Genomic DNA, 24,796 nt, shown 5'->3' with positions numbered 1-24,796 from the left:
TAAACAAAGCTCACCTCGGTGGGCTTTTTTATTGTCCCAAATACTGATATTTTGTTATTAATTATCCTTTTTATAACGACTTCAATCACATGCTGTTAAGTAATTTAGAATCTGTACCTGGTCATCAAATTCAACAACAATTTGACGTGGTATATGGCAGTACCGTCAGAAGTAAACACGTTGGACGTGATTTACTCGCAGGACTTAAGAATATCGTCGGTGGAGAACTTACCGCATACACGGAATTACTTGAAGAGTCTCGTCAAGAAGCAATGAACCGTATGATTGATAAAGCACGTGGCTTAGGGGCGAATGCGATTGTCGGAATTCGTTTCTCAACTTCCAATATTACCCAAGGTGCTTCCGAATTATTTGTTTATGGCACAGCTGTGTATGTCACACCGAATGCACCTAAAATTCCTGATCCATTCACCTCTTAAGGATTCGTTATGGATGGTATCATTTTTCAAGTGGTCATCTTTCTCATCCTATTTTGTATTGGATTTGGATTTGGTCGCTATAATGAACAAAAGCATCTTAAGCAACTTGATGAACAAGAAGCGCGCTTAGCTTATATCAAGTTAGATAGTCAGCGTTTTAAAACTTCTGAAAACCATGGACAAATGATCAGCAGTAATGTTGTGATTTCGCATGATTATTTTAAGTTTGTACTTGCGCAAATCCAAAATTTCTTTGGTGGACGGTTACGCAGTTATGAAAGTATTGTTGAACGTGCAAGACGTGAAGCTATTGTTAGACTTAAACTTGAAGCTGAAAAAATGGGCGCAACTGAAATCTTAGGGTTAAGACTCAGCACCACAGATTTAGGACTTCAAGGTGGAATGGTTGAAGTATTCGCTTACGGAACTGCTATACAAAAGAGAGACTAAAAGTCTCTCTTTTTATTTACAGGTATGTAGTAGTCACTCAAGCCCTATACTTTATTTGAGGAGTCTTCAAACCCCTTATCGCTCGCATGATCATTGAGATAGAAAACCAGACATAGTTGATAAAATTTTTCTCATCGATACGCGGGTCACGATCATTAAAAATTACTTTACTTTCATTTTTCGGATCATTCGATACAGTATTGCTGGTGATAACCGTGAAATAAAGACGCCTAATTTTTCTTTTGCCCCACCCACGACAATATACTCATCCCCTTTCAATAATGCCTGTACGGTTTGTTTAGCAAATTCCTCTGCTTCTAAACCATTTTCAATGGCCTCATCTTGATAACCTTGGGGCTTTCCCTCACCGTTTAAAGCGTTAAAGGATACATTGGTTTTCACAAATCCTGGGAAAATTACCGAGACACCCACACCATCTTGCGCAACTTCAGCACGTAAGCTATTCGCCCACATATGAATCGCACCTTTGGCTGCCGAATAAGTCGCACGATATTGTGTGCCCAATAACCCAGCTACACTTGAGATAAAGGCAATTCGTCCTGACTTTTGTTGCTGAAAAGTCGGCAAAACCGTTTTGGTTAAAAAAACTTGAGAGAAATAGTCAACTTCCATGATCGCACGTTCAGTTTGCATGGTCGTGTCTTTAATTAATGCACGTTGTGATAGACCTGCATTATTGATTAACCAATCAATACGTCCTTTTTGTTGGAGAGCTTGTTCATAAGCATGACGAACTTGTGATTCATCTGTGATATCCGCTTTAATGGAAATATGTCGTTCTGGGTGTGCCAAAGACTGCCTTACCGTTTCCAGCTCTTCAAAACGACGAGCCGTCAAAATAACCTGTGCCCCTAAACTGGCACATTCAGCAGCCAACGCTTTACCAAGACCTGATGATGCACCTGTAATCCACACCACTTTCTGATCAAGCTGTTCCAACTTTGCCATTCCCTTTATCCTTATGGTTTAAGCATTTAATTTTGCTTTTTGCTGTCCTTCATTATCAAGAAAAACCAGAAAATGGTCAAAGTACTTCACGATACTTTGTGCATCATGAATTTTGCTTAAATTTTCAAATCGCTTATACCCTAATCCTGTGGTCAGACTGATCACACCATTTAAGGTTTTATCCACCACCATATTAAATTTCAGCATTTTTTTAGGTTCACGAATTAAGCTCGTAACGCCTTGATCAACCACTTTAGTGAAGGCTTTTAAGCCAGGAGCAACATATTGATTTTGACCTTCACGCATACGTTCTGCACAGCCCAGTAACTCATTCACAATAACTTTTTCAACTGGGTATGAAATATAGTATTTTCCATCTTGTTCATACATCAAACTTTGTACATGATTCACCATAGGCATTAAGCGATCATTACCAAAAAATGATACCGACCAAGGCATGTATTTCAAGATTGCATCTTGCACTTGTTTCAATACTTTTGCTGAGTCTTGATCCTTTGCATTAGAATCTTTGACCAGTGTGCCAAAGGCTTGATCAATAATCTCACAAGCAATTTTGGACAGATTATCTCCAAGAATTTTAGCTTGCGCTTCACGATCTCCTGCATTGAGTTTTTGGTGAATGGTTTGATATTGCTGATAAGTTTCAGGTTGTAAGCGCAAAGAAATAGTATAGGTCATGCTATTGTTATCCTTTATTTTCAGGCCGATTCCGCGAGTTGACGCTGGCTTTAGTGTTATTCAAAATCAATTACTGTTCGATTGTGTGTGATTTGAAACGAGAATGCATTTGCTTAACGTGCCTCTCCATGCATTTTTTTTGCTACAATAGATGCAATTTTTTATCTACTTTTGATCTGTTCGAACTATGACTGATTCAGCGCAAAATATTGCTACAACCTACGATCCGACCGAGATCGAGAAAAAATGGTACCAAACTTGGGAAGAACGCGGTTACTTTAAGCCGTCTGAAAAAGGCGAGTCTTTCTGTATCATGATTCCGCCACCAAACGTCACTGGTAGCTTGCACATGGGTCATGGTTTTAACAATGCCATCATGGACGCTTTGACACGTCATAAACGTATGTCTGGCTTCAACACCCTATGGCAACCAGGTACGGATCATGCAGGTATCGCAACGCAGATGGTTGTAGAGCGTCAGTTGGGTGGCGAAGGCATTAGCCGTCATGATCTTGGTCGTGAAAAGTTCATCGAAAAAGTATGGGAATGGAAAGAACAGTCTGGCGGTAACATTACCCGTCAAATTCGTCGTTTAGGTTCTTCTGTCGACTGGTCACGTGAACGCTTCACCATGGATGAAGGTTTATCAAACGCAGTGAAAGAAGTGTTTGTAAAACTTCACGAAGAAGGCTTGATTTACCGTGGTAAACGCCTAGTCAACTGGGATCCAAAACTCCAAACTGCGCTTTCTGACCTTGAAGTTGAGTCTGATAAAGAAGAAGCAGGCTCACTCTGGCACTTCAAATACTTCTTTGAAGATAAGTCACTTCGTACCCACGATGGTAAAGATCATATCGTGGTTGCAACGACTCGTCCTGAAACATTATTAGGTGATACAGCCGTTGCTGTTGCACTTGATGATGAACGTTATGCACACTTAGTTGGTCAAAACATTATCCTACCAATCACAGGTCGTGCGGTTCCTATCGTAAAAGACGAATATGTTGATAAAGAATTCGGTACAGGCTGTGTAAAAATCACCCCTGCACACGACTTCAATGACTATGAAGTGGGTAAACGTTGCGAGTTGCCAATCATCAACATCTTCAACAAAAATGCTGAAGTGTTGGCAGAGTTTGAATACATCGCAAAAGCGGGCGAGCTAATTTCTAAAACCATTCCTGCACCAGCAGACTATATTGGTTTAGAGCGTTTTGAAGCACGTAAAAAACTCGTTGCTCAAGCAGAAGCTGAAGGCTGGTTAGACCAAATTCAACCGTACACATTGAAGCCACCTCGCGGTGACCGTTCAGGTGTGATCGTTGAGCCATTATTAACAGACCAATGGTATGTGAAGATTGCACCGCTTGCGAAACCTGCAATTGAAGCAGTTCAAGATGGCCGTATCAAGTTCGTACCTGAGCAATACAGCAACATGTACATGGCTTGGATGAACAACATTCAAGACTGGTGTATCTCTCGTCAATTGTGGTGGGGTCACCGTATCCCTGCTTGGTACGATGCGGAAGGTAATGTGTACGTGGGTCGTAACGAAGAAGAAGTTCGTGCGAAAAACGGTATTGCGCCTGAAGTTGAATTGAACCAAGACGAAGATGTATTGGATACATGGTTCTCATCTGGTCTTTGGACATTCTCAACTTTAGGTTGGACTGGCGACGAAGCGAAAGATAAAGAAAACTATTTCTTAAATACCTTCCACCCGACTGATGTATTGGTCACAGGTTTCGACATCATCTTCTTCTGGGTTGCTCGTATGATTATGCTTACGATGCACTTCATGAAAAATGAAGATGGTACGCCACAAGTGCCGTTCAAAACTGTGTATGTACACGGTTTGGTACGTGATGGCGAAGGTCAGAAGATGTCTAAATCTAAGGGTAACGTACTTGACCCATTAGATTTGATTGATGGTGTTGATCTTGAAACTCTAGTACAAAAACGTACTACAGGTTTGATGAACCCGAAACAAGCGGCGAAGATCGAAAAATCAACCCGTAAAGAATTCCCTGAAGGCATTCAATCTTACGGTACAGATGCGGTTCGTTTCACATTCTGTGCGCTTGCTAATACGGGTCGTGACATCAAGTTCGACATGAAACGTGTTGAAGGTTACCGTAACTTTGCCAACAAAATCTGGAACGCAACCCGTTTCGTGATGATGAACTGCGAAGAGCAAGTGATTGGTCAAGAGGTGCGTCAAGACCTTTGGGAATTGCCTGAACAGTGGATTGTGAGCCGTCTACAAAAAGCGGAACAAGCGGTACAAACGGCATTTGATACGTATCGTTTAGACTTGGCTGCACAAGCGATTTACGAGTTCATTTGGAATGAATACTGTGACTGGTATGTAGAACTGACTAAGCCTGTTCTTAATGATGAAAATGTATCGGTTGAGCGTAAAGCTGAAGTGCGTCGTGTTCTTCTTTCTGTGATGGAAGCATCTTTACGTTTGGCACATCCATTAATGCCTTACTTAACAGAAGAAATTTGGCAAACGCTTGCGCCGAAGTTAAACATTTCTGGCGAAACGATTATGCTGGCGCAGTACCCTGTTGCTGACCAAGCGTTAATTAATGAACAAGCTGAAGCTGATATGCAATGGCTTCAAGGTTTGATTGGTGCGGTACGTAATATCCGTGGTGAGATGGGCTTAGGTAATGCTCGCTTGTTGCCTGTTCTGCTTCAAAACACGACGGATAGCGAGAAAGCGCAAATCGCACGTATTGAACCGTTGTTTAAAGCATTGGCTAAAGTTGAAAGCATTACCTTCCTAAGCGATGCTGAACAACCGCCATTGTCATCTTCTTCTGTTGTAGGTCATGTGTCTGTATTCGTTCCAATGAAGGGCTTAATTGACCCTAAAGCGGAATTGGGTCGTTTGCAAAAAGACTTAGACAAAGTTCAGAAACAGCATGACCAAATTGCCAACAAACTTTCTAACGAAGGTTTTGTGGCGAAAGCACCTGCTGCTGTGGTTGAAGGCGAGAAAGTAAAACTTGCTGAGTTTGCTGACCAATTAGCGAAGATTAAAACGAATATGGAGCAGATTGCGGCGCTTTAATTAGATGAATATTTAACTTAACTTTAGTATAAAGGGCTGATTATTCAGCCCTTTATTTTTAATATCGATTGCATTACATATTAAAGCCTATAAAATAACCTCTCTAAAAATTTAATCTAACAAAGAGGCGTATGAATTCAGAATTTATAAAAACAGTTCAAAAATTTTTAGGGATTATTAGTTTTATTTCGGCAATAGTTCTAATTTGTCTTTATTTATTTTTCTCATATCTTCTGAGTTCTGATCCTTTTTCATGGTCTAAGACTTTTTACTCATTAGGAAAAGATGTATCAAATGCATTAATCCCAACTTTAATAATTTTGTCTGTATCTTTATTGCTATTAAAATCATTAACAGATTTTTTTGAAAATCAACGTGATGAAAAATTAATTGATGATATCGCTCGAAGAACATTAGATGAAGTCAAACCATACTTTAATAATGATTGGAAAACTCAAGATTTCTTCAAAAATAAAAATTGGAAACTCTTATTTCAACATCATAAAAAGGTTACGGTCGTCACGCATTATTTTGATTCTTGGATATCTAGTCACTCAAAGACATTAGAGGCTTTTTTAAAAAAAGGAGGTGAATTAGAATTTATCCTTCCCGATGAAAACAATAATGAACATCTTAAAATTATAGCTAGCCGTTTCAATAAGTCTTCTATGGATATAAAAACTAAAATTAACAACTGTAAAACAAAATTGGATGGCATCCATAAAAAAAGTGAACAAGAAAGGAACGATAAAAATCATTTATAGCACCAAATTTCACTGGAACTTCTTTATGCTTTTCGATCAAAAACTACTCATTATTTCCCCCTATGAAGGAAATGTGGATGTTTCAAGTGACTCTCCTGCTTTAGAATTTTCTTTATCTAAGAATGATCAAGTTAAAACATGGATTTTAAAGGAAATTGAGAGTTTACGATCATAGAAACCCTCACTCCAGCTCTCTCCCATAGGGAGAGGAAGCATCATTTGATTTAATATCTACAGGATTTTCACATTAGGGCTCCCTCTCCTTTTAGGAGAGAGTTAGGGAGAGGTAGACTATTAAACTTGATACCCCAACAACATGTCCAACCCACGCTCTTTCCCCATATACATGAGTCTCTGCTTTTCCGCTTTCAGCTGTTTCTTCGCAGCAGACACATCCGCATTAATCTACCAATATATGTTCCGGAGATGGAGAGCTCCAGAACAGAAAGGCTCATTATTTTGACGTATCTGCTGGCTTCATCTCTCCTCGCTTCAATTAAGGAAATGTATAATCGTTATCAAGAACCCACCATTAGAAATTCTTTATTATTCGAGTCCACATAGATTTATTTAAATTTCCATGTGTAATCAACATTCAAACGTGTTTCATCACCAGGACGAAATGCTTGACCTACTAATGGTAGATCACTGCGATAACGTGTATGACGTAAACGCAGATTCAAACCTTTCAATGCTCCTTCATTAAAATGATAACTCAATTCAGTATCTAAAGCTCTTTGCTTGTAATCCTCATCAACTAGTTTTGAAAGATCAATATCAATACCCTTGGAGTAACGAGTCATAAATTTAAGACCACTCAATGGTGTATCTTTGAAGTCATAATCGAAACGTGCGCTATAAACACGTTCATCTTTATTACTGAAATCAGCACTCATCGAGTCTAAGAATACTGCTGGCTCACTTCCAGCTAATGTAGGCATAGCAGTATCACCAAAAGACTGCATATATCCAAGACTTAGAATACCGTTACCTCGCTGGAATCCAAATAAACCGCCTAGATGTTGATTGTCGATTTTACCTGCAAGGGATTGACCAGAATCTTCACTCACAAACAAACGTAGGTCACTCACCAAATGAGCAAAGCCTATATCGTGCTTCATTTTAGTGCCAACAAAGCTTTGCTGATAGACATCGTGAAGATTGGCATGGAAGACCTGAGTATTGATGTTCTCACGCAGCTTATATTCACCACCTAACATATATAAACCCGAAGATGCGGCGGCTTGATCGAAACGACCGTTTGGATTACCTACACGAATTTTTTCAAAGTCAGTTGAGTCACGCTGATTGACGCGATCTACATATAAGCCATGCAGTTTTAAGTTTTCGATTTCATTTATTTGTAGATGTGTACCACGGTAGTTTTGTTGAAATAAACGTGCAGGAGATGAAAACAGCACAGGGAACATCGGGGTTAAGGTACCAGTATGAACCGTTGAATTGCCTACTTTGGCTTTCGCTGTCCAACGAATTTCACCGTATTGATCAATTTTACCAGATGAACTTACAGGTAATAATCCAGAGCCTGCATAGTCATCAGCTCGACTACCCGCCAAATTAAAACCAGCAAGCGCTGTAATATCTAGACCTACACCCACTAGACCTGGCGTGTATCCTGAATTTGCTTTTAAAATAAAACCTTGTGCCCAATCACGTGCAGCATTTACAGGGTCATTTTCTTTATAATCACGATCAAAATAAAAATTTCGTGCAGTTAAGTTTACAGATGAGTCGTCAATAAAAGAATTTGCATGTGCGGTATAGCAAAAACCAGATGCAATCGCCCCTAAAAATAGAACAGATAATTTCATGCTATTTTCCTTAGATTTATAAATTAGTTGAATATTCAAATAATGTTTGTGATTTTGAAGTGTCATCTGCCTCATTGACTTGGGTGATGAACCCCAAGCCATTGATAACTAAACCTTCTTTTTTAAGAATTGATTGCTGCTTTAGAAATGCACAGCGCTTCATTCATTTGAATTTGATTCAAAAATTAAGCTGTCACCAATCTCGCTCTTTTATATTGACGATAACTGATGAGTAACATGATGAATCCAGTACCAAATAGCATTGCTGCAACAAGGTATAGATTTAATGGTGAAATGCCTAAGTCTAAGAAATAGCCTGCAAGTAAAGGTGCCATGATTGCGCCAATACGTCCCATACTGATTGCAAGTCCTACGCCTGTGGCACGAATTTCAGTTGAATATGTAACCGTTGAAAGTGCATATAGACCCGCAATACAACCATTGGCCATCATGCCGATTAACACACCAATCCAAAGTGCATAACTATATACATGAGCAAATGAAATGAAGATCAAGATACTGACTGCAGTCGCAGATAAGAAGATTGCAAGAATTTTATGAATTTGGAACTTAGAACTAATGGTACCCATTAAGATCGCACCAAGAATTCCTCCAATATTTAGGAAGGTTCCCAAATTCACACCTTGTTCAACACTCATGCCAGCCATAGCTAAAATTTTTGGCGTCCAACTCAAAATGAAATAGAAGCCAGCCATGACTGTAAAGAATGCCACCCAAATGCAGATTGTTTGACTTGCCAACTCAGGTGAGAATAACTTTTTGAACGAAGTCTTCTGTTGCGTTGTTGAAATGACAGGCAATTGAGTTAAAGCTGGTAAGCCAATTTTTTTGCTTAACTGATTAATTTTTTCTAAGGCTTTTTTAGGCTGTTTTACAACTAAGTACTCTAAAGACTCTGGCAAAACGAATAAGCAGATCACCAACACTGAAGTGGTAAGTAAACCGCCAAATAAGAATACGCTGCGCCAGCCATGTGAAGCTGTAAGATGGTACGCAACAATGCCACCTAATACTGCACCAAGCGCATAACCCATAGATAACAAACTTACAGATAAGCTTTTCCATCGTTGTGATGAAAATTCATTTGCAACCACACTAGCATTGGTCAAAATACCACCAATACCTAAACCTGTTAGTAATCGGCATGCTGCCAACTGATACGGATTTTGCGTCAGTGCACTGAGTAGCATACCCATGCTACAAATTGCTAAACAGATCAAGATCAGATTACGTCTACCAATTTTATCTGCCTTGGGCGCAATTAAGAATGAACCTAAAGCCATTCCAATAAAACCAATACTCAGCAATAAACCTAGAATTGATCCTGATAATTGCCAATCTGCTGAAACAGCTGCGGCAGTAAAAGCCATGACCATAACGTCATAGCCGTCTACAATATTGAGTAAGATACATAAACCAACAATGAACCATTGATATGCGTTCATTTTTTTCTGTGCTAATTGTGTTTTTAAATCCATCTTCCATTCCTTGAACTATTTTTTTACATCTATGTAAACCTCAGCCTAGCTGAGAAATTCTAGTCATCATTCCATTCTGACAACTAAGTAAACCATTAAGATTTAAAGACAAAATCTTTACGCTTACTTATTTCAGTTCTTTTTCCATACTTTTTCAGCAATAAATACGAAGCCATCAAACAAAGCTCTTGCCGTTCGGATAAACCCACTCCCTTTAATTTTTCCTGTGTGATCTAATCGCAGTAGCACATCAAAATGACCCGATGGGTGTAAGATCGCCATGCGTTTTTCTTTGGTTTCCTGAGGTAATTTCGCGATTCCTTCGGTAACACTTCCGCTCATGGCACAAGCGCTCGCGACGCTGATTGCAGCAAATACACCAATACTGTTATGACATTGATGCGGAATGAAAAATCGCGTATTGATGCATCCTTCAGTCTGTGCAGGAGAAATCAAGCACATCTTGGGAATGGTTTTATGGCTCACATTGCCCAGATTCATCAATTTTCCTGCTTTTAAACGAATTCTTTCCAGTTGTTGCTTAAGATCTTCGTTTCGATCTAATTCTTGTTTACTCTCATAGCCCGTACAGCCCAGATCTGTTGCATTGATCAAAACAACCGGCATTCCATTGTCTATACATGTCACCTGTATGCCATCGATACAATCAATGCGTTTATCTGTAGGTAATAGTTTTCCACAGGTCGAACCTGCGATGTCTTCAAACTCTAAAATGATTTCTGCGGCTGGCTGAGGTACACCATCGATATAAGTCGAGCCAGCATAATCAAGTTCAGCGTTTGGTGTATTTACAGTAACCTTTGCAAATTGTTGAGTATTTTCCATAAATACTGAGACAACAGTTTGACCATCTTGTGGAACAATCAAACCTCGTTCAATTGCAAAGGGCACCACGCCGGCCAGAATATTGCCACAATTTTGACCATAATCTACTTTTGCTTGATCCACACTCACTTGAGCGAACAAATAATCGAGATCTGTATGACTGCGCTCAGATTTTTTGACAATGGCAACCTTACTCGTGAGTGAATTGCCACCGCCAATACCATCAATTTGACGCGTGTCAGGCGAGCCCATTACGGCAAGTAAAACTTGATCACGTAACGCTGGCTCGTCAGGTAAATCTTGCGAAAGGAAATACGCCCCTTTAGAGGTTCCCCCTCGCATCAACATACATCGAATTGGAGTCTGCATTTTTAAACATCCAGATCTTCTAGGCGATCGACATAGCACAAACCTTTTTCTGCTAAACGCGGTCGCATCCCGTAGATATCTAAGCCAAGTTCGCCCTGAGCCATTCTCAGGCGTTTCGCCTCTTCAAGCTCCATTCGCGTTAAACTTTTCTCACAAATGTCTTCAGCCTGTTCTCTTGGAACAACAACGACACCGTCATCATCGGCAACAATGACATCCCCCGGACAAACCAATTGTTCAGCACAAATGATAGGTACATTGACTGAGCCTAAGGTTTCTTTGATCGTGCCTTGCGAGAAAATTGAACGTGACCACACGTAAAATCCCATCTCACGCAAAACCTGACTATCACGAATTCCGATATCTCCGACCAATCCAATGACGCCACGCGCTTTCATAGATGTCGCCAAAAGATCTCCAAAAAAACCGTCTTGGCAAGGTGAACTCGGTGCAACCACAATGATGTCTCCCGGCTTGCATTGCTCAACCGCAACGTGAAACATCCAGTTATCTCCAGGTGCAACCCAAAGCGTTACCGCAGAACCCGTAATACACACCCCTTGCTGTATAGGTCTGATACGGGGTGCCATTAAACCAATGCGCCCCATCGCCTCATGTACCGTTGCGACGCCACAATGTGCCATTTGATCAATCACCGCTTGGGGCGCACGATCAATATGACGAACAACGACACCTTTTAATCCGAGTGATTTCATTCAAGGCTCTCCGTCACACGCGGGAAGATGCTTTGATAAGCCTCGCCATAGATAATATTTTTAGCAGCTGTAATACCAATATTGCGCTTAGCTTGAACCCCACGTTGTAATGCAACACGTGTGTAGTATTCCCAAAGATGTTCTTGACCTTGCATACATTGAATAGCTTTGTACTTGGTGTCCCATACGCTTGTGATGTCTAATAAAACATCTGGCTTCCAATTACATTGCTCAGGTTGATGCGGTTCAAAGCAATAAAATGGTGGTGCAGCGATCACTTTTTCTCCAGGATTATGACCTTCTGCCTGCGCTATAATGCGTGCTTCTTGCGCAAGATGTGCAGCACGTGGATGATCATAATTATATGGATCGTTTAAAGAGTGACTTAAAACAAAGCTCGGCTGGAGACGACGGTAAATTTCAGCAAGCTTAAATAAAATGTCATGATCAGCTTTTAATGGATAGTCCCCTAAATCGAGGAACTCAATACTCGCTCCAAGTACTTCTGCGGCATCTCTTGCTTCTTGTTCACGTACTTTTTTTACTTTATCTTCAGTCATGTTCGGTTGACGCCACAATTTCGCCGACTCACCACGCTCTCCATATGAAAGGCACACAATATGCATTTGAACGCCCTGTTCTTTATGTAATGCAATTGCTCCGCCTGCACGCCATACAAAATCTGCCGAATGTGCGCTAATTACTAAACCTGTTTTCTGCGTAGTCATGATTAATCCTTTGAACATTTCCATATGTTTACATCGTGGCATGGGAAGGTAGGCAGTGAACAATTCAATTGACTTTTCAGCACATGAGTTTTATTTATAGGGTAAGATCACACAATAGTTAGAATTAGATTTTGAAAGACATAAATTCAATAAATATCATGCAAATGCGATTCTTCATTGAGGTCGCTAAACATCAAAATATTTCTAAAGCTGCGGAGAATCTATTTCGGACTCAATCTGCAATAACACGAGGGATACAAGAACTTGAAAAACAATTAGAAGTGCAACTATTTGAGCGTCACCCTCAAGGCGTCTTACTCAGTGCGACTGGGCATTACATTTTGGCGCGTGTGCAAAATGGTATATGTTACTTACAACAGATTCCTGCCCTGCTGAAAGAGAGTTTGAAAGACACGAAAGTTCATGGCTCATCAGAACCCTTTTTCCTTTACAACCAACAAAGACTAAAAATATTTTTGACTCTATGCCTGACTAAAAGCATGCGAAGTACAGCACAGCTCTTACAAATCACGCAACCCGCAGTCAGTGCAGCCATTAAAATTTTAGAACAATCTTTAAAAGTTGAATTATTTGAACGAAGTACAACAGGCATAAAGGAAACTCCGTTATGCCAATTAATCAAAACGCAGGTTCAATTATGTCTCAATGAGTTTAGACCTTTACGAGATGAGATTTCTTCATTTAAAGGTCAATTGCAGGGGGTTGTACATGTTGGCGCATTGCCTTTGATTCGTGCAGATATTTTACCCCAAGTCATGGGGCACATGACTATCGCACATCCAGGTATTCATTTCGTCACCAATGAAAGTGCTTATGAAATCTTAAGTGCCCAATTACGCGTTGGCGATATCGATTTTATTATTGGTGCCATACGCCCTGATCAAAGTATTCCTGATTTCAAACAACATATTCTTTTTTCGGAAGATATGATTATTGTGCTGGGTAAGCAGCATCCGCTATTACAGAACTCACTGAACCATATTCAACTGAACGCATTACTGGAATTTCCATGGATATTGCCACGTGCACATACGCCCTCACGTGAAATGATTCAAAGAAGCTTTGAACAACTAGGTTTTGAGGCACCATTACCAACCGTCGAAACAGGCGATCATGCTCTGATCAGAGGACTCCTTCAAACATCTCATCTCATCGCAATTGTGTCGCGCTCGCAGATGCAACATGAATTACAACATGGATCTATTGTGGAGTTACCAATTAAACTCCCTGATACCGATAGGAAAATCGGCATTAGCTATCGGAAACATGCGATTTTAAGTACAGCAACGCAAATTTTCTTGGATCAAATCTTAACATTTACCCCAAAATATAAGCATGCTTAATTGCGTAATAATTATACTTTCTTTGCAGCAATTTTGACGGCAAATCTTTAAAATCAGAAGTTAATTTTTTGGGGGAGTATATAAGTAAAAATCATACCTTGTTTAACTAATATGATTAGCCATCTCATATATAAAACCCAATAATTTGTTTAATGGAAAGACATATAGGGATATTAAAGTGGCAAAAATTATTGGTGGAATTGGCAGTTCTCATGTACCCACAATTGGTCTTGCTTACGACAAAGGCAAACAAAATGACCCTGCGTGGCAACCTTTATTTGATGGCTATAAACCGATCGCACAATGGCTAATCGATAAAAAAATTGATGCATTGGTATTTTTTTACAATGATCACTGCTCTACCTTCTTTTTTGACTTCTACCCAACATTTGCCTTAGGGGTTGGCGAGTCTTTCCCTATTGCAGATGAAGGGGCTGGACCACGAAACCTGCCTGACATTCGTGGCGATGTAAAACTTCAGGCTCATATTGCCGATTGCTTAGTCAATGATGAGTTTGATTTAACAATATTTCAAAATAAAGCCCTTGATCATGGCTGTGCCGCACCATTACCACTGTTATGGTCACCAACACCAGACTGGCCAGGCGTTGTCATTCCAATTGCAATCAATGTCTTGCAATATCCACTACCTACAGGATTACGCTGTTATAAGTTAGGCCAAGCGATCAGAAAAGCAATTGAGAGTTATCCTGAAGATATCAATGTTGCTGTTGTTGGTACAGGCGGACTTTCTCATCAAATTCATGGTGAACGTACGGGCTTCAACAATACAGAGTGGGATCATGAATTTCTAGAATTACTCGAACATGATCCTGTAGCGCTCACCAAGTTAACGCATAAAGATTATATCGAGCGTGGCGGTGCTGAAAGTGTGGAACAAATCATGTGGTTGGCCATGCGTGGTGCACTTGGAGATCATATTGAGAAAAAACATCTCAACTATTATCTAGCAACAACTACAGCCATGACTGCGGTACTTTACGAAGTTATTTAGATAAGGAATGTTAAATGAATCAACAGCTCAATGGAATTGAAACTGTGCCTGGCACCTATGTATTTGATCTCATCGTGAGTAATCGAAACCTTAAAATTAATACGTTTTTTTGGTATATGACCAAGCTAAATTGGCGTGAACGTTATCATTTAAATCCCAAAGCACTCATGGATGAAGCTGGTCTAACTCATGATGAACAGCAGATGATCCTGAATGAGGATTGGTTGGGCTTAGTACAACATGGCGTAAACTTTTTCGTGTTAGAGAAATTTGCTCGAGTGGCGAAGAAAAGTAATATGGAAGTCTATGCCATTATGCGTGGTGAATCTTTAGAAGAGTTTCTAAAAACGCGTCAGGTTCCTACATTAAAATAAGGGCAAGCCAATGAAAACTAAAATTGTTTTTTTGTCGGGCTTACTCTGTGATCATACAGTTTGGCAAAAACAAATCGAATATTTCTCGCCTCAATATTGTGTTGAAACATTTGAATTTAGCCATCTTTCAAGCATTCAAGATATGGCGAAAAAAGTTATATCTAATTTGCATGACCGCTCAATTATTGTTGGTCATTCAATGGGGGCTCGCGTTGCCTTAGAAGTTTTTCGCTTGGCTCCGCAACTGGTTTCCAAAATAGCTTTAATTGATTTTGGAATACATGCTGTGAAAACAGGTGAAACCGAAAAACGCTTTGAACTTATAGATGCTGTTCGCAGACACGGCATGCAGTATTTAATCCCTCATTGGTTGGAACCAATGGTCTATTTACCTAATATCGCTCAGATTGATATTTTTTCGCCTATGCAGAAAATGGTTTTAGGGCAAACGATTGAGAGCTTTGAAGCACAAATTAATGCTCTTTTGACACGCCCTGAAGTAGTTGATGTATTTAAGTGTATTCGTATCCCGCTTTACTTAGGCGTTGGCCGCCAAGATCAATGGAGTACTTTAGCTCAACATGAGGCCATGCTTGAGATTAATCCAAATGCTGACCTGCATATTTATGAAAATAGTGGGCACATGTCACCACTTGAGGCGGCCGACCAGATCAATACAAGTTTAGATAAATGGATTCTATCAAATGACCAATAATAAACCGACCCTTAGTATTCAAAGTGAAATAGAGCACCTAATTAAGTATTTTGCTTATCTAAATGACCAAAAACGATATAAAGAGCTCATTAAATTATTTACTCCTCATGCAAAATACTCACGGCCTAGCCAACCTAATGAAATTATTATAGGCCATGCAGATATTTTAGATTCTTTCAATAGCCGTCCAAAAAAAATAACTCAACACATTGTAGGCAATGTTTTTTTAAATCAACAAACGGATGATCTCATCTTCGCTGAAAGTCAAATTTTGCTATTTAGTGGTAATGATTCCGAATCATTAGAAATATTTGTTGTCGGTGGATTCAAAGATAAAATTATTTACCAAAACGATCAATGGCTGTTTCATGAACGTAACGGGTTCATAAACTTTGTGAAAAAAATATAAAAGTTATAGAAAATGGTATCAATCTACAACGATTAGCTAATCATTTATTGTAGAAATATATGAATAGTATTTCAGTAATAATCTATTTCAGGTATGACGTCAATTTTTACTTACTCATACCTTTTCTTGACAATAAAAACAGTCTAGGCCTACTCAAGATGTAATTCATACTCAATTCTTCTGATTGTCGATTCCGTAGCCAATTCTCGGCTTAAAGTTACTTTAAAGTAGATTGTTTTACTTAGCATAGGTCTTAAGCATAAAGCTTTAAGTTTTTTCCAGCTCAACATCATATTTTTTTATATGGTCCGCTCAGTGCTGATATTCAAGTTTCAAATTAGTAAATCGCTTGGCACGTAAAATTTGCCACATCAGATGTTCTGCATCTGTGGCGGTGTGGCGCATGGATTTGGCAAATTCTAATAATTGGGGATCTAATTTCATTTTTATTTCCTTCTACCATAGGGAGAGAGCACTTTTCATTGTGATTTTAATTATTGTTGCTTGATTTAAGCTATATCTTAAACTGAATGAAAGGATCTTTATAACCTTGATCAACTTTAAATCCTGCTTGCTTGATCTCCTCTTCTTCTTCCTTACGAGCCAACAAACATTCTTCTCTGTATTTTTCTAGTTTTATTTGTTTTTCATTGATTGATAATTCATCTAGATATAAATCATCAGCACCATAAAAACTCAAAGCACTGTATATTGAAGCTAAGTACCTTATCTCAAATGTGGCTGAGTAATCACGGTTATAAAAAATAGAAATTTCAAAATCTTCCACATAAAAGTAACTATCGAGTGATAAAAAGTCTTCGGATTCTAATACAGATTTAAATTCATCAAATTGAATGAGATCAGGGGCGAGAGAAGTATGATCACCAGAAGCTAGAATTTTGTTGTAATCCTCTTTTTTATAACGAATATCATCTAGAGCAAAATAGTTTTGACAACCTAAATCAAGTAAGTTTTGCATAAAGCGTTTGTAATCTTGGAAAGCATCTTCTAATGAACTATTCGCTTTCGACCACCTTTGCTCGAACTCAATTCCTTCAATGATCTCATTGGTTTGTTTAAGGGAAAGATCATAGACTTTTTCAAATTGGAAACTCTTACCATTCAGTTCTAAATTCAGCTCAATATTCTTTTCATAAGGATCATCACCAAAATTACAAGCATAATAACAATATCGATTATTTTTGGGTTCTTGTACGGTTTCAACACCCTTTACACGATTTTGGTTTTTAAAACGAATGAAACTATCTTGTGCCAATGAGATGACTACTGTTGAAGCATCAGTTAAATCCACTTTAACAAAACCTGACCGACTCTTAGGCTCTTGAATCTCCTGTTGAGCTTCGACAACGGCGCTCTGCGTTAAATTTGAACCAAATAATTTATAAGCTGTGAATAATATTGCAACCACAATAAAAGCTAAGATGATGAAAAAACTCATTTATTCTTTTTCTCTTTTTTGTATGTATAAAAAATGACTGAACATTTAATTTAGATATAAGTCTTGTCATCTTTAAAATAACGTACCTTACTGTACTTATTCAAACTAAAAATAAAAAAACTAAAATATCCCACATTCCAACAACATCCCGATACCACTCTCTTCCGTCATATACATCAACCTTTGCTTTTAAGATTTTAACTATTGCTTTACCCCCCATCTCCTTGCAAAGCATTGCTTCTCATCCCATAGGGAGAGGAGAAAATTATTAGAGAACTCTATGCTCTATCAATATTTCCTCCACTCCCTTTTTATCAATTCTCCACAACTACACGGCCATTCAACGGCTGAATAGGACGATTATTCGGATGACCAAGCAACTTAGCAAAGTCCTCAATCTGCTTGACTGAGGCTGTTTGGATCTCTTTTAAAATTAGCCAGCGAACACCCTCAGAACATGGTGGTGTAGTAAGCGACCCACTAAAACGATAATAATTCAAATTCTTTGGCAATAAATGATTAACAGACTGGGGCTGTTTTAACACAACAGTTTGCCCTTTTAGCTTCGGTAATGAATTCCATATTCTTGCCAACTGCGGATTCTCGGCACCTTGTGCATACATCATACCCACAACAGCCAGCTCTCCTTTGGCATTGGCATGTACAAAATGAATTTCTAACGGATATTGCTTCCCATGAATTTTATTTTCACTCGGGGTATGCAAATGAAATTGTTTGAGTTGAAAACGATCACCATCCAGCATCAACTCTCCGCCCTCTTTAAAGTCGACTTGAACCGTATGACCATTGTTATGAATACGTTGAATCAAAGTTTGATAGCTAAACTGCAATGGTTTCAAATCCGCTTTTACAGAACGCTCAATGTTAATTGGTGACTGATTCTGACCAGAACAGGCTGCAAAATTGGGACTCAGTGTGTTCCATTGTTCAGGGTGGTGATAATCCCAATCTGCACCTGCCCATACACTTGAAGAAAGAATAGAAAGTGAAAATACTTGAAAAAAACTTCTCATCATTAAACCTTAATACGCGAACCGTTCATTAATTTATGTGATTTTTACCATTATTATTTTGATCTATTTGATATTCTCATAGATCAAATGAACTCCACATCTTGATCATGACTGAATCAAAAATGGAACACAGTTATAGAAACTATGAGCAGTTTGAACAATGACGATATTGATCAAAATGATTTTATGAAGGGTTAATACTTATTTTTTAAGATAATTTTTATTGTAAATTTACTGTATTTTTTATTATAATTTTACTTAACGGTATAAAAAAAGCTTCTTCAAGACTAGCAGATATAAATATCGCGTGAGTACTTGAAGAAACTGTCATAAAAAATGATTAAAGAGACGAACGATTTTATTTAATAAAATTATTCACGATTAGATCTTTAACCTCATCTCCTCGACCAGCTAAAACCGCCTTCATCGCATACAATGAAGTCGCCTTCACTTGCTCAAATTTTGGTTCTGGTGGCATCACCAACTCTACAGGGTTGGTATGAATATCGATTAGTGCAGGACCATCATGAGCTAAAAATTTCTGAATAGCTGCTTCCAAACCATGACCATCTTTTTGAGTCATGCCATAAATCCCGATCGCTTCAGCGACTTTGCCAAAATCAGGGTTCGCTAATTTGGTAAAATTATCCAGTAAGCCATCAACTTTTTGTTCAAGCTCTACAAAATTGAGCGAATGGTTATTAAAGACAACAATTTTGATCGGCAACTTTTCCTGTACGATGGTCATGAGATCACCCAACAGCATACTCAGACCACCATCACCACATAGCGCAATCACCTGACGTTCAGGAAAGGCTTTTTTAATCCCGAGTGCTTGAGGCATCGAGTTTGCCATCGTACCGTGCAGTAAACTACATAGCAATTTACGCTTACCATTGGTATCGATGTGACGAAGCATCCATAGTTTCGATGAGCCTGCATCTCCAGTGAAAAATGCATCATCATCTGCATATTTGTTGAGAAGCGCCACCACATATTGCGGGTGGATCAAACCATCTTTACCTATACGCTCTTCTTTCAAACGAGCTGCATCTGCAACTTTCTTTAAATCTAAGCACTCTTGAATAAAGTGTTGGTTCTGCTTGTTTTCAACTAAAGGGATTAATGCACGCAGCGTTGGTGCAATATGTCCAACAGCACCAAAATCTATAGGATAGCGACGACCTAAATGAGTAGCATCGACATCGATTTGAATAATCTTCGCGTGTTTAGGATAAAACTGTGGCCACGCAAAGTCCGTTCCAAGCAGTAACAATACCTCACTATGATTAATCGCATGTAAGGCTGCTTTATTACCATACATACCATTCATCCCCATATTATGAGGATTATCATATTCAATAAAATGTTTCGCACGTGAGGTATGCACAACGGGTGCATTTAATTTTTTCGAAAGTTCAACTACTTCATCGTGAGCATGCTGAGCTCCAATACCCGCATAAATCGTGACTTTTTGATGAGCATTGATGAAGTTTTTAATCTGATGAAGTTCAGCAGGATTAGGCGTAGTTTCAGGCTGCGGATGATGTACCCTGAAATCCAATGATTCCTGAATATATTGACTGCTGATATTGGTTGGCATAATGACCACCGCTACGCCACGTTTATTCAGTGCTGCCTGACAGGCCAATGTCATCACATGTCTGACTTGACTGGCTGCTTTGATCTCCTCGCAATATACAGAACAACTTTTATAAATTTCTTTAAAGTCGACATATTGGGGAAAATCTAAATAGCCTGCTTGTTCGGTTGAAAGTTGGCTTGCGATCAAAACCACAGGCGCACCATTACGGTGTGATTCGTACAGACCATTAATAAAATGCAAGCTTCCAGGACCACATGAGCCAGCACATACTGTTAAATTGCCACTCATCAATGAATCTGCACCTGCTGCAAATGCACCTACTTCTTCATGACGAACATTGATCCATTGAATAGAACTACGCGATAAAGAATCGGTAAAGTGATTAAGCGTATCTCCAACAATGCCGTAACAGTGCTTTACGCCGACTTGTTCCAACACTTCAATCATAATGTCTGAGACTTTTTTACTTTTCATGTTATTCCTAGTTTTAGTTTTTAGAACATTATCGTTATATTATGGTCAACACATCAAATAAATGCGACAAAATACACATTTTATATAAATTATAATATTAATTTTTTAATAATAGGACAATCAATCATTCAGAAATACGGAATGAGTAGATGTCAGTAACAGCTATTTATAGCTCGTATGTTTTGGATTCAAAGAAGTGAATGTTCAATCAAAAATGCTAACCCGGAAGCTTTTGACATTTCCATTAAACGCTGCTTTTCCAATTTGAGTTGTTGTTTTAACGATGAAACATCTTGGTCAATCTGTTGATAGAGCTTTTGAATATTTAAAGCACCTTGAGTTTTTTGTACTTCAATTTTTGCCTTGTTTGACCACACTAAGCTATTAATCAATATCTGGATTTGCTTTTCTAAAGTTAAACTCTGTGCTTGCAATACTTGTTGATAGTACTTCAATTGATCTTGCTGAATAGCTTTCTGTATACCGACTTGAAGTTGCTCGACTTCAAGTTGTAACTTCAATAGCGTGAATAAATCCTCTTGTTCATAAGCTTCATTAACACGTTGTAATAATGCCGTCTTTGCAGCCTTCTTGGATTCATCCGGTTCACGGTCTGGATGAATGATAGAAGCTGTTTTGAGATATACTGTTTTCAGGGATTGATTCACTAACTTTTCTGCTTCGGCTTGTTTATCTTGCTGCCGTTTAAGTTTGGCTTGCTGCCTTGCTTGTTGATACTGCGCTTTGTCCCACAATGAATCGTCATCAATCGTTGAATCATTTTGTTCACCATGAGCATCTGGTGCTTGACTAGATTCGAAGTTGTTCTTTTTATCTTGCTTATTTCGTGGTTGAGCAAACACCTGTTCGAAATAAATATGTAATTTTTCAACTGTCTCAAGTTGAGTTTCATTGAGCATATTTGATTTGCTCAACATTTGGGTCAAGTTAAAACACTTCTCTTCCACAACCTTTTGAGACGACTTATTTAAATCAATTTGACTTAGGCTATTCCATAGACTTTGTAATTGCTGAAACAGCACTTGATAAACATCACGATAGACAGGAATAAGTTTCTTCTGCGTGTAGGTACGAATTTCTTCTTGGGCGTGTTGCCATGCGGATAATTGTAATTTTTGCTGCTCAATCTGATTAATCAAAACCCGTAGCTTATGATCTTGAACAAGTTGTGCAGAAGAACTGGATTGAATTTCGAATGAAGTCACGTCAGGTGTTTAGTCCAATGAGAGAATACTGAGTTTAACAAAATGTGGATGCTTTATTTAAGCATCGATCACAGTTTGATTTCGACCATTGGCTTTTGCTTGATAAAGATGTCGATCTGCTCGTTTAAGAATGGCATAAGCATCAGCATCGTTGAGATCAGTCACACTGACACCAATACTGACGGTCAAAGTTTTCTCTGCCAAAATAACAGCTTGTTCCACCAATGTACGAATTTTCTCTGCCAAAACTTGCGCACCCATCAGATGTGTTGCAGGCAATAAAATTACAAATTCTTCACCACCATAACGTGCCACAAAATCGGTTTCACGCGTTGCTTGATCAAGGATTTTTGCTACTTGTTGTAACACTTGATCCCCTTGATCATGACCATATTGATCGTTGACTTGCTTAAAATAATCGACATCCAATATAAGTGCTGCATAGCCAATTTGATTTCTGTTATGTTGACCAAATAAGTATTCAAGTTGTTCGTTTAAAGCACGGCGATTGTGTAAACCTGTTAATGCGTCATGTCGTGACAATCGAATCAACTCAAGATTAGCCAATTCAAGTGCTCGAGTGCGCTCTTGAACCTTACGCTCTAGAGATTGGTTTGCCTCAAGCAATTGTTGTTTCTGTTCCAATAAGGTTTGCGTCATGCTTTGTAGAGAATGTGATAATCCTTGGATTTCACGGATGCTGCTTTGACTATGAAATGCCGTATGCACGTCTCCCTGTTCGACCGCATAAGCCGATTTAGCTAAAGCCTCAAAGGGTCTGCTCAATTTATTGGCAAGTTGATAAATCACATAAAAGATAAACAGCGAGACGAATAAACCAATCAGGAAGATTTTGAACTGCAAATCACGCATATCTGCCAAAGCAATCGCCAAAGGTTGACGAATTACCACATGCCAACCAATATCACTTTTAGTCTCGGACTCCACCGCAATATTTGCGGTTAAGAAATCCTGCCCTTCATTCCAATCATCAATATAATAAAGTGCATCGTTGACTTTAAGTTGAGGTGGCTTGACTCGTCCAATACTTTTAAATGGATACAGCAGTTCACCCTGTTTGTTTAAGATAAAGACTTCTATGCCACGCTGAGATGCTGTTTGAGATAATGCTTTATTGAGAATATGACGTGCCCACTCCCAATCTGCATGTGCAGCTAACACTCCTTTTAATTTTTGAGTATTTGGATCATAGATTGGTGTTGCGAAATCAATAAAACGCATCGGCTCATGAGGATTTAAAGCTTGAATTTTTTTTGCCAATAACACAGCTTCATGCACATCACCTAAGTATGTACCCTGTAAACCTGCCTTAAACCATGGCCGTGAAGAAACGTTTTCACCTTCAAGAATACCATCCGCAGCAATTTGAACATCACCGTTTAAATCTGTTACCCCCATCCAAGCATAATAGACATACGCATTTTTGACTTGTTCCAAGCGTGTACGAACACGTGGATCATTTAGACTTGCTTCTGAAAAGAATGGAGATTGGCTGAGCAGCACCATTTCGCGCTCGCGTTCGGTAAGAGAAGCTGCCAAGGCATTACTGATATTTTTTGCTGCGACATGTAGGGTCTGTCCACTGGCTTTAGCCAAGTGCTGAGATGCGATATTTCCAATATACAGCGATACGCATATCCCAAGGATAATGGTTAATCCAGCAAATATGAACAGAACGCGATTACGGAATGAATCCAAAATACACCTTAACTCTTGGTTAAACACCGAAACATGCAACCATAAGAATATAACAGAATATTACAAATACATAACAAACATTTCGGATCATTGTAATGAATAAAAAATGCCAACCTTATCTCATATATTCAAAATCCTGATTAACATTAACAACTGTAATTCCACTCCCTATCTTTTAAACAACATGATTTAATATTCAAGTCACGCACCACATCTACATAAAGTCATAATAATTCGACAATAATTCTGTATTTCTTTTTTTTGGCGCTTGATAGCTTAAGTAGAATCACCTAGAAAATTGAGGAACAAATGGATTTTGCTTCTATCTTTTTTTACGACACCACATGGGTATTTGTTTTCGAAATTTTAATCCGATGTGTGGTGATGTATTTACTCATCATTCTTTTTCTTCGTTTGACTGGCAAGCGAGGGGTTAGACAACTCTCCATCTTTGAAGTTGCCATTATTCTTTGTCTTGGATCAATTGCTGGAGATCCAATGTTTACGGAGGATTTACCCTTAATTCAAGCCGTAGTCGTCATGAGTGTGATCATCTTGCTTTACCGCACCACAACGTGGTTAATGATGAAATATCAGCCTTTCGAAGACTTAGTCGAAGGTAAATCCTGTTACATCGTAAAAGATGGCATGCTCGTCCTTGAAGCATTCAAGCGAGGTAATATGTCGCATGATGAGTTCTTTTCGGAAATGCGTCGTCAATCCGTTGAGCATTTAGGTCAAATTCGAGTCGGTCTATTAGAGTCCGATGGGAATTTCAGTATTTTGTTTTATCCCGATGAGCAAGTTAAATATGGCTTACCAATTTTTCCAGATCAAGCTCAATCAATATACAAGGTAAAACCTAGCGTAATATATGCGTGTACACATTGTGGATTCTGTACTGAACTTCAACAACCACTTCAAGATTGTCCGCGCTGTTCTTGCCAAGATTGGACGCAAGCAATGAACAGTCTAAGAATTGGTTAGCAGATGAATAATCTAAAGTC

The 24,796-nt window shown here is 38.8% G+C and carries 22 protein-coding genes and 1 pseudogene; 10 read left to right on the top strand and 13 right to left on the bottom strand.

Going from position 1 to position 24,796, the window contains the following annotated elements:
* Positions 1-89 precede the first annotated feature (89 nt).
* Together AC1M9H_RS05505 and AC1M9H_RS05500 are read left to right on the top strand one after the other, a co-directional pair.
* Positions 90-440: a YbjQ family protein gene (locus AC1M9H_RS05505; protein WP_092766864.1), complete on the top strand. Its 351-nt coding sequence runs from the start codon at positions 90-92 to the stop codon at positions 438-440.
* Between the two features lie 9 nt (positions 441-449).
* The gene (locus tag AC1M9H_RS05500; protein ID WP_092766865.1) at positions 450-890 is read left to right on the top strand and encodes a YbjQ family protein; all 441 of its coding nucleotides are present in this window, start codon (positions 450-452) and stop codon (positions 888-890) included.
* 162 nt (positions 891-1,052) lie between these two features.
* On the opposite strand, the gene AC1M9H_RS05495 is transcribed toward AC1M9H_RS05500, so the two are convergent.
* Entirely contained in the window at positions 1,053-1,859 is an 807-nt protein-coding gene (locus AC1M9H_RS05495; protein ID WP_481612934.1) for an SDR family NAD(P)-dependent oxidoreductase, read from the bottom strand.
* 18 nt (positions 1,860-1,877) lie between these two features.
* Positions 1,878-2,558, bottom strand: coding sequence for a hypothetical protein (locus tag AC1M9H_RS05490; protein WP_481590626.1), 681 nt, complete (start codon positions 2,556-2,558; stop codon positions 1,878-1,880).
* Between the two features lie 187 nt (positions 2,559-2,745).
* On the opposite strand from AC1M9H_RS05490, the gene AC1M9H_RS05485 reads away from it, so the two are divergent.
* Positions 2,746-5,640: a valine--tRNA ligase gene (locus AC1M9H_RS05485; RefSeq protein ID WP_481612933.1), complete on the top strand. Its 2,895-nt coding sequence runs from the start codon at positions 2,746-2,748 to the stop codon at positions 5,638-5,640.
* Between the two features lie 131 nt (positions 5,641-5,771).
* Positions 5,772-6,404 (top strand): hypothetical protein, encoded by a 633-nt coding sequence (locus AC1M9H_RS05480; RefSeq protein WP_481612932.1) that lies wholly within the window; start codon positions 5,772-5,774, stop codon positions 6,402-6,404.
* A gap of 566 nt (positions 6,405-6,970) precedes the next feature.
* Here AC1M9H_RS05480 and AC1M9H_RS05475 read toward each other — a convergent pair.
* The 5 genes from AC1M9H_RS05475 to AC1M9H_RS05455 all read right to left on the bottom strand — a co-directional run bounded on the left by AC1M9H_RS05475 (position 6,971) and on the right by AC1M9H_RS05455 (position 12,394).
* Positions 6,971-8,236, bottom strand: a complete 1,266-nt coding sequence (locus AC1M9H_RS05475; RefSeq protein ID WP_481612931.1) for an OprD family outer membrane porin — start codon at positions 8,234-8,236, stop codon at positions 6,971-6,973.
* Positions 8,237-8,421: 185 nt separating this feature from the next.
* The gene (locus tag AC1M9H_RS05470) at positions 8,422-9,735 is read right to left on the bottom strand and encodes an MFS transporter (protein WP_163171827.1); all 1,314 of its coding nucleotides are present in this window, start codon (positions 9,733-9,735) and stop codon (positions 8,422-8,424) included.
* A 132-nt stretch (positions 9,736-9,867) separates the two neighbouring features.
* On the bottom strand, positions 9,868-10,950 hold the full coding sequence (locus AC1M9H_RS05465; RefSeq protein WP_481612930.1) for a 4-oxalomesaconate tautomerase: 1,083 nt from the start codon (positions 10,948-10,950) through the stop codon (positions 9,868-9,870).
* A 2-nt stretch (positions 10,951-10,952) separates the two neighbouring features.
* Positions 10,953-11,666 carry a 4-carboxy-4-hydroxy-2-oxoadipate aldolase/oxaloacetate decarboxylase gene (locus tag AC1M9H_RS05460; RefSeq protein WP_163171831.1) on the bottom strand — a complete coding sequence of 238 codons (714 nt, stop codon included), beginning with the start codon at positions 11,664-11,666 and terminating at the stop codon, positions 10,953-10,955.
* A complete protein-coding gene (locus tag AC1M9H_RS05455) occupies positions 11,663-12,394 on the bottom strand; it encodes a PIG-L deacetylase family protein (RefSeq protein WP_163171833.1) in 732 nt (243 codons plus the stop codon). The genes AC1M9H_RS05460 and AC1M9H_RS05455 overlap by 4 nt, the downstream gene beginning before the upstream one ends.
* Positions 12,395-12,552: 158 nt before the next feature.
* On the opposite strand from AC1M9H_RS05455, the gene AC1M9H_RS05450 reads away from it, so the two are divergent.
* The 5 genes from AC1M9H_RS05450 to AC1M9H_RS05430 all read left to right on the top strand — a co-directional run bounded on the left by AC1M9H_RS05450 (position 12,553) and on the right by AC1M9H_RS05430 (position 16,271).
* Entirely contained in the window at positions 12,553-13,758 is a 1,206-nt protein-coding gene (locus AC1M9H_RS05450; RefSeq protein ID WP_163172745.1) for a LysR family transcriptional regulator, read from the top strand.
* 178 nt (positions 13,759-13,936) lie between these two features.
* Entirely contained in the window at positions 13,937-14,773 is an 837-nt protein-coding gene (locus tag AC1M9H_RS05445) for a gallate dioxygenase (RefSeq protein WP_163171835.1), read from the top strand.
* A 14-nt stretch (positions 14,774-14,787) separates the two neighbouring features.
* On the top strand, positions 14,788-15,147 hold the full coding sequence (locus AC1M9H_RS05440; protein ID WP_163171837.1) for a protocatechuate 3,4-dioxygenase: 360 nt from the start codon (positions 14,788-14,790) through the stop codon (positions 15,145-15,147).
* Between the two features lie 10 nt (positions 15,148-15,157).
* A complete protein-coding gene (locus AC1M9H_RS05435; RefSeq protein ID WP_481612929.1) occupies positions 15,158-15,862 on the top strand; it encodes an alpha/beta fold hydrolase in 705 nt (234 codons plus the stop codon).
* A complete protein-coding gene (locus AC1M9H_RS05430) occupies positions 15,852-16,271 on the top strand; it encodes a nuclear transport factor 2 family protein (RefSeq protein WP_481612928.1) in 420 nt (139 codons plus the stop codon). The genes AC1M9H_RS05435 and AC1M9H_RS05430 overlap by 11 nt, the downstream gene beginning before the upstream one ends.
* 315 nt (positions 16,272-16,586) lie before the next feature.
* Here the strand turns inward: AC1M9H_RS05430 and AC1M9H_RS05425 are convergent.
* From AC1M9H_RS05425 to AC1M9H_RS05400, 6 genes and pseudogenes are all read right to left on the bottom strand, one after another.
* Positions 16,587-16,715 (bottom strand): annotated as a pseudogene (locus AC1M9H_RS05425) (DUF559 domain-containing protein); the annotation flags it as partial.
* A gap of 70 nt (positions 16,716-16,785) precedes the next feature.
* A complete protein-coding gene (locus AC1M9H_RS05420; RefSeq protein ID WP_481612927.1) occupies positions 16,786-17,730 on the bottom strand; it encodes a hypothetical protein in 945 nt (314 codons plus the stop codon).
* A 314-nt stretch (positions 17,731-18,044) separates the two neighbouring features.
* Positions 18,045-18,764 (bottom strand): carbonic anhydrase, encoded by a 720-nt coding sequence (locus tag AC1M9H_RS05415; RefSeq protein ID WP_481611757.1) that lies wholly within the window; start codon positions 18,762-18,764, stop codon positions 18,045-18,047.
* A gap of 358 nt (positions 18,765-19,122) precedes the next feature.
* On the bottom strand, positions 19,123-20,844 hold the full coding sequence (locus tag AC1M9H_RS05410) for a thiamine pyrophosphate-dependent enzyme (RefSeq protein ID WP_481595827.1): 1,722 nt from the start codon (positions 20,842-20,844) through the stop codon (positions 19,123-19,125).
* A 188-nt stretch (positions 20,845-21,032) separates the two neighbouring features.
* Complete coding sequence (locus AC1M9H_RS05405; protein WP_481609819.1) at positions 21,033-22,070, bottom strand: molecular chaperone DnaJ; 1,038 nt, start codon at positions 22,068-22,070, stop codon at positions 21,033-21,035.
* A gap of 57 nt (positions 22,071-22,127) precedes the next feature.
* Complete coding sequence (locus tag AC1M9H_RS05400; protein WP_481612926.1) at positions 22,128-23,789, bottom strand: sensor domain-containing diguanylate cyclase; 1,662 nt, start codon at positions 23,787-23,789, stop codon at positions 22,128-22,130.
* A gap of 309 nt (positions 23,790-24,098) precedes the next feature.
* Between AC1M9H_RS05400 and AC1M9H_RS05395 the strand changes: the two genes are divergently transcribed.
* A complete protein-coding gene (locus AC1M9H_RS05395; protein WP_035266694.1) occupies positions 24,099-24,776 on the top strand; it encodes a YetF domain-containing protein in 678 nt (225 codons plus the stop codon).
* Positions 24,777-24,796: the final 20 nt, after the last annotated feature.

Source organism: Acinetobacter sp. ANC_7512, from assembly GCF_056779935.1.
The sequence above is the reverse complement of the archived record's forward strand: the minus strand, read 5'-3'. Positions and strand labels throughout refer to the sequence as shown.